Annotated in this window: 11 protein-coding genes; 7 read left to right on the top strand and 4 right to left on the bottom strand. The window is 52.9% G+C overall.

The genetic code is table 11. The features are described 5' to 3' along the window. Window positions 1-34: 34 nt before the first annotated feature. Together AB1757_07340 and AB1757_07335 are read right to left on the bottom strand one after the other, a co-directional pair. Window positions 35-3,151, bottom strand: coding sequence for a peptidase domain-containing ABC transporter (locus AB1757_07340; protein ID MEW6126837.1), 3,117 nt, complete (start codon window positions 3,149-3,151; stop codon window positions 35-37). Between the two features lie 78 nt (window positions 3,152-3,229). Next, window positions 3,230-4,174 carry a hypothetical protein gene (locus AB1757_07335; protein ID MEW6126836.1) on the bottom strand — a complete coding sequence of 315 codons (945 nt, stop codon included), beginning with the start codon at window positions 4,172-4,174 and terminating at the stop codon, window positions 3,230-3,232. A gap of 172 nt (window positions 4,175-4,346) precedes the next feature. Here AB1757_07335 and AB1757_07330 point away from each other — a divergent pair, with 172 nt between their 5' ends. From AB1757_07330 to AB1757_07300, 7 genes are all read left to right on the top strand, one after another. Next, complete coding sequence (locus AB1757_07330) at window positions 4,347-4,514, top strand: hypothetical protein (GenBank protein ID MEW6126835.1); 168 nt, start codon at window positions 4,347-4,349, stop codon at window positions 4,512-4,514. A gap of 62 nt (window positions 4,515-4,576) precedes the next feature. Then, window positions 4,577-4,741: a hypothetical protein gene (locus AB1757_07325; GenBank protein ID MEW6126834.1), complete on the top strand. Its 165-nt coding sequence runs from the start codon at window positions 4,577-4,579 to the stop codon at window positions 4,739-4,741. A gap of 68 nt (window positions 4,742-4,809) precedes the next feature. Beyond that, window positions 4,810-4,977, top strand: coding sequence for a hypothetical protein (locus AB1757_07320; protein MEW6126833.1), 168 nt, complete (start codon window positions 4,810-4,812; stop codon window positions 4,975-4,977). Window positions 4,978-5,062: 85 nt separating this feature from the next. Then, window positions 5,063-5,236: a DUF1559 domain-containing protein gene (locus AB1757_07315; GenBank protein MEW6126832.1), complete on the top strand. Its 174-nt coding sequence runs from the start codon at window positions 5,063-5,065 to the stop codon at window positions 5,234-5,236. A 39-nt stretch (window positions 5,237-5,275) separates the two neighbouring features. Further along, window positions 5,276-5,431 carry a hypothetical protein gene (locus AB1757_07310; protein ID MEW6126831.1) on the top strand — a complete coding sequence of 52 codons (156 nt, stop codon included), beginning with the start codon at window positions 5,276-5,278 and terminating at the stop codon, window positions 5,429-5,431. Window positions 5,432-5,528: 97 nt separating this feature from the next. Then, complete coding sequence (locus AB1757_07305; protein ID MEW6126830.1) at window positions 5,529-5,687, top strand: hypothetical protein; 159 nt, start codon at window positions 5,529-5,531, stop codon at window positions 5,685-5,687. A gap of 91 nt (window positions 5,688-5,778) precedes the next feature. Continuing rightward, on the top strand, window positions 5,779-7,032 hold the full coding sequence (locus tag AB1757_07300) for an HlyD family efflux transporter periplasmic adaptor subunit (protein ID MEW6126829.1): 1,254 nt from the start codon (window positions 5,779-5,781) through the stop codon (window positions 7,030-7,032). A 1-nt stretch (window position 7,033) separates the two neighbouring features. Here AB1757_07300 and AB1757_07295 read toward each other — a convergent pair whose 3' ends face one another. Both AB1757_07295 and AB1757_07290 read right to left on the bottom strand, forming a co-directional pair. Then, on the bottom strand, window positions 7,034-9,922 hold the full coding sequence (locus AB1757_07295; protein MEW6126828.1) for a protein kinase: 2,889 nt from the start codon (window positions 9,920-9,922) through the stop codon (window positions 7,034-7,036). Between the two features lie 154 nt (window positions 9,923-10,076). Continuing rightward, a complete protein-coding gene (locus AB1757_07290; protein ID MEW6126827.1) occupies window positions 10,077-10,640 on the bottom strand; it encodes a sigma-70 family RNA polymerase sigma factor in 564 nt (187 codons plus the stop codon). Between the last annotated feature and the right edge of the window lie 121 nt (window positions 10,641-10,761).

Below are 10,761 nucleotides of genomic sequence, written 5' to 3'. Positions count from 1 at the left end.
TCACTGCCGGTTTTCAAAAACCGGTCAATAATTTTTACAGGTCGAGTTGCTGGCTGCTGAGGTAATAATAAAGCCCCTGGCGCTCGATTAAGGCTTCGTGGGTTCCCTGCTCAACGAGTCTGCCTTTTTCGATAACCAGAATCAGGTCGGCATCGCGAATCGTACTCAACCGATGGGCGATGATGAATGAGGTTCGTCCCTTTAATAATTGCGCCATGTTCTCTTTGACAGCTTTTTCTGATTCCGTATCGAGGGCGCTCGTCGCTTCATCGAAAATCAGAATCGGCGGTTTATTGTACACGGCTCGCGCGATGGCGATGCGCTGACGTTGACCGCCCGAAAGCGCGATGCCGGTTTCACCGATGCGCGTATCATAGGCAAGCGGCAATCGTTCGATGAACTCGTGGGCGTTTGCGACTTTCGCCGCCCAAGTGATGCGCTCAGGGTCTGCTTCTTCTTCACCGAACGCGATGTTTCTGGCGATGGTGTCATCGAATAAATAATTTTCCTGCAACACAAAACCGATGTGGCGGCGCAGGTCGCGATAATGCAGTTTCTTTTGCTCGACCCGATCAAAATAGATTGCGCCTGCGCTCGGTTCGAGCATTCCGGCGAGAACTTTGACCAGAGTGGTTTTGCCTGAACCGCTGCGTCCGACAATGGCAACGGTTTTACCCGCCGGAATATCTATGGAAATATCTTCCAGAATTTTCGGCGAATCCGCGCCGCCATATTGAAAACTGACGTTTTGCAACTGCACACGCCCTTCGAGCGTGCTCACAGGTTTCAGATGCGAGTGGTCGTAACCTTGCTCCGGTTCTGACTCGAAGATGTCATTCAGGCGGTTGAGCAGCACCGTCGCCAGTTGCCAGTTGTCCCACATCGAAAGCATGGTCAAAATTGGCACATTCGCCATCGCGACCAGTGAATTGAACGCCACCATCGCGCCAATGGTCATCTCGCCGTTCATCACCTGATGCGCGCCGACAAATAGAAACAAGGCAAGTGATAGAAAGCCGACCGTCTGCACCGCGCCTTCGTAACTCATGAGCAGAAAATTCGATTTGAATTGTTGATTTGCCAAAGCGTGAAACTGATCAAGCATCTTTTCGCGCAGGGCGCTTTCCGCGCCCAGAGCCTTCACGGTTTCGATGCCTTTAATGGCGTCAATCTGGTGCGAAGCGTATTTGCCATAAGCCGCTTCCAGTTCATCGAACATCGGCTTCAAGCGTTTGCTCGAAAATTTCATCAAGCCTGCGTATAGCGGCGCAACCGCGAGAAAGACAACGGCAAGCACCGGGCTATAGAGAAACATTAAGGTCACCGCGCCGCCAATCTGGGCGATGGCAGTGAGTCCATTGACGCCGTTCTGCACGAGAAATTCGCGCACCTGTCGGACGCCGAGAATGCGCCGCTGAATATCGCCGGTCTTGCGCGCCGCGAAAAAGCTGATGGGCAGGGCGAGCAGTCGCCGGGTGATGAAATCCAGCGACAGGGAATCGACGCGCACCGCTACGAAACTGAGCAGGTAGCGTTGCACGAGCATCGCGATAATCATGAAGGCGAGCACCACGAGCATCGCGCCAATCATCATCGCCAGCAACGATGCGTCGCGCTCGACCAGAACGCTATCGACAATGACCTGCGTAAACACCGGCAAGAGCATTTGCAAGGCGCTGACGATGATTGCCAAGCCAAAGGCTTTGGCGAAGAGGTTGGCGAAAGGTTTTAAAAACGGCAGCAACCAACCGAAACTCGTCCGGGTTTCCGGCGCTTGTTCAAAAGCTTCGGTGTAATCAAAGAGCGCCGCGTAGCCATTCCATTTTTCATCGAGTTCCTGACGGGGGATGCGCCGGATGTCGGTTGCCGGGTCGGCAATCCAGGCGTGTTTATCGTTGACGTCAAAGAGCGCCACCCAATGGTAATTTTCCCAATGAATGATTGCCGGAAGCGGCATCTGCCCGACATGGTTTTTCGAGGCTTTGACGGAACGCGCCGCTAAACCCAGGGCTTCGGCTCCCTGACAAAGCCCGCGCAAACTGGTGCCATCGGTCGAGGTGTGAACCACCTGACGAATGCGCGTCAGCGAAACTTTTCGACCAAAATGGCGGCAGATCATCGCCAGACTTGCCGCGCCGCAATCCATTTCATCAATCTGTCGGATATGCTGGAAACGCGCGATGGGTTTGCGAGCTTTGACGAAATGACCGTCTTCGGTGGCAAAGGGTCCAAGTTGCGCAGCCGTTCGCCGCTCGTCCAATTGACGGGGGCTGACTTGTTCGGTTGGGACGGCATTGGCAGGCAGAATTTCGTCGGCGAAATCGAGCGGCAAGCGCGCGGTTTTCTTGTAAGCGTAACGGGCGATGCGGTCTTCAATCTGATTTCTGAATTCGGGAAACCTGGCGTAAAGTTTGCCAAAGGTGGTTTCGTTAATCTTGAGCAAACGACAGGGCGTCAAGGCTTCGACGCTGGCGCGGCGCGGTTGATTTCGGGCAATGGAGAGTTCGCCGAAGAGATCGCCTTTGCGCAGAAACGCCATATTGCGCGGTTGGGCGTCGGTTTGTTCCCAGACGCGCAAGCGACCTTCTTCGACGATGAACATTGGCCCGCTCGCATCACCCTGGCGAACGATGATTTCGTTTGCTGCCAGCGTGCAGGTTTCGGCTTCAAGCGCCAGGAGTTTCAAGGCATCGGCAGGCAATTTCGCAAACACCGTATAAAGCTTGATGAAATTCGCCAACTGGCGCGGACGTTGTTCCAGTTCGATGTAGTTTTTGATTTCGGGATGATTGGCGAGTAACGCCTGAAACAATGCCGGGTCGAGTTTGTATGCCTGCACATCGCTGCTGGCGCGCACCGTGGTGGTGCGTTTGCCGATACTGGCGGGGTCGAGCAATCCGGTTGCCCCAAAAGTTTCGCCGGGTTTCAACACGTTCAAAGGAATCTCTTCGCCGTTGGCGGCGCGCTTAACCATTCGCGCCCGTCCTTCTGCCAGAACATAGACGGCATCGGTTGCTTCACCTTCGGTGACGATGTCGCCGCCAAAGGTGAAATGCGCCGGCACGAAACAATCCATCACCAGCTTTTTCAATTCCGGCGGCAGCGACTTCATCATCGGTAATTCTTCGAGCGCAGTTTGTTTGTCGGTCATGTTGATCTCCAAAACCAATCATCAGGATTTCATGAATCGGTTATCTCCTGCTGCTTTCCGCAATGATTCTGCGGTTCATCAGGCTAGCCACTGCACACGTTCACGCATTGCCTGTTCTGTGAAGTTGGCAATAATTGCCTGTTCGGCGCGGGCGTGGACTTGTGAGTCATCGGCTGCGGGCAGTTGCTTATTTAAAAGAGAAAAGAGCGGGAAGCCTTGCCAGATGTTCAGCGGGCCCAGCAAATCGCCCTGTCGCGCCGCAAGAAAGTAAGGGCGAACTTTCAGGTCGATTTCATCCGCGTAAACCGTCCATGGTTTGATTTGATTGTGGGCATCGTGTGCGACCTCATCCAAGGTCATGCCATCTTCGCTCACGCACCAGGCGGCTTCACGCGCCACCCGTTCTTCGGCAAACCACAGATAACGACAATCGAAGCGCACCCAGTCCAGGCGGTGATTGGCGATTTTGCTTTCAATCAATTTCGGAGTGACCGCTTGTTTTTGCTGTCGCGCAAATTCCGTTTCGATGTAGGCAATCAAATTGTCCGGCGATTCGATGGTAAAAAATTGATTGGCGCTTGCCGCCACCGCTGCCCGCCCTGCCAGTTTGAAAGCCCAGTGTCGCAAATTGTCTGTGCAAATCGCGTAATGTTTGATGACCCCGGCTACCGCTTCATCGCTGACAGGATGCGCGGCGACGAGTTCATCAAGTTGTCCGGCAAAACGCTTTCGCAAACACTCGCTACGCAAACAGTTCATCCAGTCTTCAACGGTCATGTGCCACCGGCGCAGCCAGATGTTGGTCTCTTCGGCGCTAATCAAATTATGCGCATAGCGGAATGCCTGAGCGGCTTCGCGTAAATCAAAAGCCTGTGGCAATTGATGACGCTTTTCTGCTTGACATAAACAGGCAAGCGCTTGCCGCGTCTGTTCAAAAAATGATTGCCATTCATTCCAGACCGTTGCGGCGATACGGATTTCATCCCAGCCGAAATTGCGATTTGCGATGCTGAATAGCGTCATACAACTTCCCTATACCTTCATGAGTACAGGCGAAAGGCAGGCTTAAAAACTATCATCGAAAAAAAATATTTTACGGTGATAGTTTTTGGCTGCGCGCTGCGCCTGAACAGTTGAGCGCGATTAAGGCGCTCAAGAGATAAAGAAAATTTTGATGAACAAGGAGACGAACGAGATGAATCAGCAAAATAAAGGTGAAGCGCACAATCAACAAACTCTGGTTGAAGATTTGACCGTCACTCAAGCCGACGCCGAAGTCGTGAAAGGCGGACCCATCTATTTGAGAGTTGAAGGCGTTGATGGCTCTGTAACCAGTAGCGGTCATGAAAAATGGATTGAGTAAGCCTCAGCCTGACGATTCAACGCTACAACTCTATTTAACAAGCTTATCAATAGGAGGAACCGATGATAAAAACCAACAACCAACCACAAAATTTAATCGAAATCGAAGACGCAACTGCGCTCGACGATTTGAAACTGACTGATGAGAAATCAGACGACATCAAAGGCGGTCACGGGGTTACCGTGCTTGCCTGGGCAAGAGTCGATGGCGTCTCGCCGCGAAGTTAAACATTGCGCTGACAATTTTAGAGCGCGAAGTCTGGCGCAAAATCAAACCATTGTAAAAGGAGAGTGAAATGAAACAGCAGATTGAAACAACCGAAAGCCGTGAACAATTCGAGGGCGAAGACCATTCAAAGGCTGAAACTCTGGTTGACCTGACGGTTGACGGCGAAACTCCGGCGCAGGTCAAGGGCGGAGTGCTCATTGGACAACTCCTGCCTGCCGTGCAAAAAATTCGCTAGCCGGTTCACCCGCGCGGGCTGCTGATAGAGCGACTCACCAAAGCAGCCTGCGCCACAAACAAAATTCATTAACCACAGGAGAAACATGAAAAATCAAACGATTACAAATCTAAACCGTTTGCCGGTTGCCGAAAACCGCACAAATGAACAGGAAAATATTTTGACCGACCTGGAAACCAGAGACGATGTCAAAGGTGGCCCGACTTGCCAAAATAATCTCAAGCAAATTGGCTTGGCGCTGCATTCATACTCGGATTAAAGCCGCGCCTTAATCCATGCAGAAATGGAGACCAGTCTGATGACCCATCAAGACCATCGTGACGCCAATCATCAACAAGCTTTGATTGAAGATATGACCGTCAACCCCACACAGGCAATGGACGTGAAAGGCGGGCCACTCGAAATCAGAGAGTTGCATATCAAAGTTCAGGTAAGTAATCAGCAGCCTTCATAGGTTTCTGGTCTTTCAAGTTACCACGCAAACGCTCAATCCGTGAATTTCAGTAAACGTTTAATTACAACCAACTTTTAATCACCAGGAGATACCGATAATGAATTTACAAAACCATTGTGAAACCCAAGCGAAAGAATCACTGACCGATTTGCCGTTGACCGATGAACAAGCCGAGGCGACCAGAGCCGGAGAACTGGCAAGGCACGAAGGTGCCTTGATGGGAAACCTTTTTAGTTCAACCCCCGTCGCTAAATAAACGCTGGCAATGCGGCAGGCTACTCCCTGGACAGCAAATTTCTTCAGAGGAGAAACTTCACAGCCCGGTTCATTGAGAAAGGGGATTTATTATGGCTGCAAATTTAGCTACGGCAAATAACCAACCTCGCATGGCTCAAGCATTTCTCGCGTTTGCGCCGCCGCACTGGGTAGCGCGGGGACTGAGTTACGCAATCATCGCCATTGTTTTGATTGCGGCTGTCGCCTCGGTAGTTATCAAACTGCCCGAAACCGTAACCGCGGATTTCGTGCTGGTGCCGATGCGAGGAACCGACCCCATCAAAGCCACGCGGCAGGGCATCGTCAATCAGGTGTTCGTGAGCGAAGGGCAAACCGTCAATCAAGGCGAGGTGATTGCGACGCTTAAATCGGAATCCGCAGGCGACCGCGCGGCAGAACTCATGACCATGCAAACTCAGCTTGCGGGAGCGGGCGAAAGTTTCACCAACGCGAAGTCCAGATTCACTGCCGGGCAGCTTGCCGATGAACAGGAGATACGCAAACTCACTGGTCGCATCGAACACCTCGAAGGACTGATTGCCCTCAAACGCCAGCAGTTGGAATTGTTGAAACAGATGGCAGAAAGTTTCGAGAAACTTTACAAACAGGGCATCGCCAGTCGCGCCCAATGGACTGGGCGGCAACTTGAAGTCACCAGTCTTCAAGCCGAACTTGAAAAGCTCATTGCTGAACAGCAAGAGACGCGCGCGGCAATTGAAAAGTTGAAACTCGAAAGCGCGGCTCGTCGCGCTGAATTTAAAGAGGTAGAGCGCAGCTATAAAGAAGCGACAACCACCGGCGAAATTCGCGTCGCGGCTTTGCGGGCGGGACTTGCAGGAAGCGACGGCAATGAAATCCGCTTGACTGCCCCGTGTGCCGGAACCATTGTGCGACTGCACGTAAAGGGTGGCGGCGCGGTTTTGCACGAAGGCGAAATCGTGGCTGAACTGGTTGACGCCAGAGAAACTTTGCAGGCGGAATTGAAAATCCCGGAAGCTGGAGTCGGCAAATTGCAAACCGGTCAGGGCGTGAAGTTGAAATATGATGCGTTTCCTTATCAACGCTTCGGCGTGCGGTATGGGCGTGTGGCGTGGCTTAGCCCAACCAGCGTTGAAGCCCAGGGCGGCGCGTCATTCAAAGCGCACGTTGAAATCACCGAGAGTGAAGTGTTCGTACAGGGTCAATCGCGACCGCTTGCGGCAGGCATGAGCGGCAAAGCGGAAATCGTCATCGGCAATCGCTCGTTGATTGAATATATCTTTGAACCCTTGCGGCAGTTGAAAGAAAATGTCTCGGATGTGCCGGAACGGGTAGTGAAACGTTGAATCATTGATGCAGCAGCAACCAGATGTCGGCTTCGACCGATTCCAGAATATAGTAAAGCCAACGGTTGTCGCGTGAGAGCCGGAAACCGATGATCCTGTCGGGTGGGCTTGAAAATAACGGACGGTGCTTTTTCGTCACGGTGTCGGTGATGAAGACTGTACCATCGATAATGAACAGCGCCCGGCGGTTATCCTGTAACCATGCCATGGAAACGCCGCCCACATCACTGAGCTTTTCCACCTCGCCGGTTGCAAAGGAATAGACAGCCGGAACCAGAGATTGCCCTTCGAGGTTACTGCCGCCGAGCAATTTGCTGCCGTCCGATGACCAGACAACCGGCCAGAATTGCAACGGCGGGTCGCGTTTCGGATTGAGGAGTTGCGGCGTCTGTTCGCTCCAGGTCTTGTCCGCTTCGATGATGCGAGTCTCGCCTTTGGGGTTGGTGAAACTGACCTGCCGACCATCAGGCGACCACAGGGGGTTGAAAGCTTTCTCATTATTTGATTCGGTCAAGCGGCGAAGACCGGTGCCGTCGGCGTTGATGAGCCAGATTTCAAAGTTGCCGCTGCGGGTTGAATAAAAAGCCAGTCGCTTGCCATCGGGCGACCATCGCGGCCCGCGATCTTTGTATTCATCATCGGTCAGGAGTTGCGGTTCACCGTTGCCATCACTGTTTAGTAACACCAGGTCTTCGTGATTATCGACTACGGTGGTGTAGACGAGGCGCGTCCCATCCGGCGAAATATCCAAATCCATTCCTTGTCGCGACCCCAAAGTCAATGCCCTGGGTTGACCGCTAATCTTTTCGCGCTGAGCGTCGATTTCGACGCGGTAGAGATTGCGTTTGAGACTGACATTGACGAAAGCCAGGCGTTTGCCGTCGCGTGAAAGGCTGATGTGCTGGCTGAAGGCTGAAGGGGTCGGCACCAGTTCCGGCTCAGCTAGCGCACGTCCTGTCGCTTCATCAATCGCGACCCGCCATAATTGCATGCCGCCCGAACGGTCGCTGACGAAATACAACTGTTTGCCATCGGGCGACCAGATGGGATTCCAGTCGGTCGCCGCATCGTTGGTAACCCGCACGGCGCTTTCACCTTTCGGCGTCATCGTCCAGATGTCGCGTTGGCTGCTTTCGTCCGATGCCCAGTAAGCCAACCGGTGACCATTGGGCGACCATTGGGGTTGCACGACATCGTTTGTCGAAATCAGGCGTTTTTCAAGGGATTTCAGATTAACTGCCCACAAACGATGAGGTGAAACCTGGCGTTCGCGCGGGTCGCGGAATCGCTCCTCGGTGAAAATTACTTCCTGACTGTCAGGCGACCAGGCGGGATGAAAAGCCGGACCTCTATCGGATAATCGTCTGACCGATTCGCCCGACGCCCCCATCACAAAGACGCCGCCACCATCGCGTTCCGAGCGAAAAGCGATGTATTCGCCATTTGGCGAAAATGCCGGTTGCGTGTCATCGCCTGAAAAATTTTCAGTCAGGTTCTGCACATTGAAGCCGCCCACCCGTTGCCTGAAGATGTCCCAACCATTTGCCGTGCGCCGCCCATAAACGATGGTGTTGCCGTCGGGTGAAAGGCTCGGAAAAAATTCTTCATGGGGAAAGTCGGTTACCTGCGTCGAACGCGCCGCCAGCCACGGCGAAGGTTCATTCGGTTTCGCTCCGGTAAACACCCAGACGAAAAGCAGCGCCACCAAAATAAAGATTACCCCTGCCAACGCAAGCATCGGTCTGGTCAACACCACGCCTGATGATTGAACGGTTGTTGATTTCGTAGCGACATCCGTAGACTTGATTGCCGCCGAATCAAGTTCACGCTGCAAACGTTTCAACTCAGCGCAAAAATCATTGGCAGTTTGAAAGCGCAGGTCGCGGTCTTTTTCGAGCGCGCGGTTGACGATGCGTTCGAGTTCGCTGTTGATGTCTTTTTTTACACTGGCAAGCGCGGGCGGTTGATGATGGATAATGGCATCGAGAATGGACGCAGTCGTAACGCCTTTGAAAGGCACCACGCCAGCGAGCAATTCATACATCAATACGCCAAGGCTGAAGAGGTCGCTGCGATGGTCAACATCAAGACCGGCAGCCTGTTCGGGCGACATATAAGCCACGGTGCCAAGCACGGTGCCGGGATTGGTTTTGTGCGGGTCACTCGGATTGGGCTTTTGTTCGAGTGAAACGCGCTCGGTTAATTTCACCAATCCGAAATCCAAAACTTTGACATAACCATCCGGGCGCGCGATGACATTTTCCGGTTTGATGTCGCGATGAACCAGCCCGGCTTCGTGCGCGGCAACCAGCGCGTCAGCAATCTGTGAGCAAATCTCCAGAGTGTCTTTGACTCTGAGCGCGCCACGTTCAATCAGTTGGCGAAGCGTCTGACCTTCAACATATTCGGCGGCGATGAAGTAGGTTCCAGCCATCTCGCCAATCTCATAAATGGTGATGATGTTGGGATGATTCAAAGCCGAGGCGGCGCGGGCTTCGCGTTCAAAGCGGCGCACGCGCTCCGGTTCGCGGGTGAATTGTTGCGGCAATAATTTGAGCGCCAGTTTGCGTTTCAAGCGTTCATCGCGAGCTAAATAAACTTCGCCCATGCCGCCAAAGCCCAGCACCGAAATGATGTGATACGCGCCGAGTTGTTGCCCAATCAGCGATTCCGGTTTTTCATCAATCAAATATTGCGCCGCCACACTGAGCGCCGGGGTGCTCAGGAAAGATGCGGAATGGGAGTGTGCGTCAAGCAGCGACTCAACTTCGCGCTGCAATTCCTCATCACCTGCGCAGGCAGCGGCAAGAAAGTCTGCGCGGGTTTCCGGCGCGCATTCCATCGCCTGCTCAAGCAGTTGATCGATTTTTGCCCAGCGTTCAGCGTCCATAAGATGAGAGGTTAGGAATTAGGATTCAGGAAGAAGAAAGTATGAAGTAGGAACGATGAAGTATGAACAAAAAGAATTTCACCGTGTTCATCGTTCAGCGTTCCTACTTCATCGTTATCCTAAGTCCTGACTCCTGAATCCTGACTCCCGGTTCCTATTTACTCAATTCGCGATACAGCCAAGCCTTGGCTTTGTTCCATTCGCGGATGACGGTGATGGTTGAGATGTCGAGAACTTCGGCAATCTCTTCGTTGCTGAGTCCGCCAAAAAAGCGCATTTCAACAATGCGGCTTTTGCGCTCGTCGATTTCGGCTAAACCGTTGAGCGCATCATCGAGCGCCACCAGGTCTGCGCTGCGGTTGGCGCTTACGGTGAGGGCTTCATCGAGCGAAACGTGAGCCGCTGTGCGCCCTGCAAAACGCGGGCGTTGGCGCGCAAAATCAACCAGGATACGACGCATCAATTGGGCGGCAACACTGAAAAAATGGGCGCGGTTTTGCCACTCAACATTTTTCCAGTCGATCAGGCGTTTGTAAGCTTCATTGACGAGCGCCGTCGGTTGCAAGACATGACCGGCGCGCTCTTGTCCCATATATCGTCTGGCGAGTTTGTGCAATTCAGCATGGACTTTGGGTACTAATTGTTCGAGCGCCGATTCGTCTCCGTCGTTCCAGGCGACCAGGAGTTGCGTGACATTGTGAGACGAGTGTGATGCCATAAGCTTTCAAACCCAACGAACAGAAAAGGGAAGTGGCGGATATTCTTGCCTGTTCATCTGAGAACTCATTTATATTTCGTTCCGGTATGGAATGCGAAATCCTGACTACCATCACCAGAGC

Source organism: Acidobacteriota bacterium, from assembly GCA_040754075.1.
Classification (GTDB): Bacteria; Acidobacteriota; Blastocatellia; order UBA7656; family UBA7656; genus JBFMDH01.
This window is presented reverse-complemented; position numbering and strand designations above follow the sequence as displayed.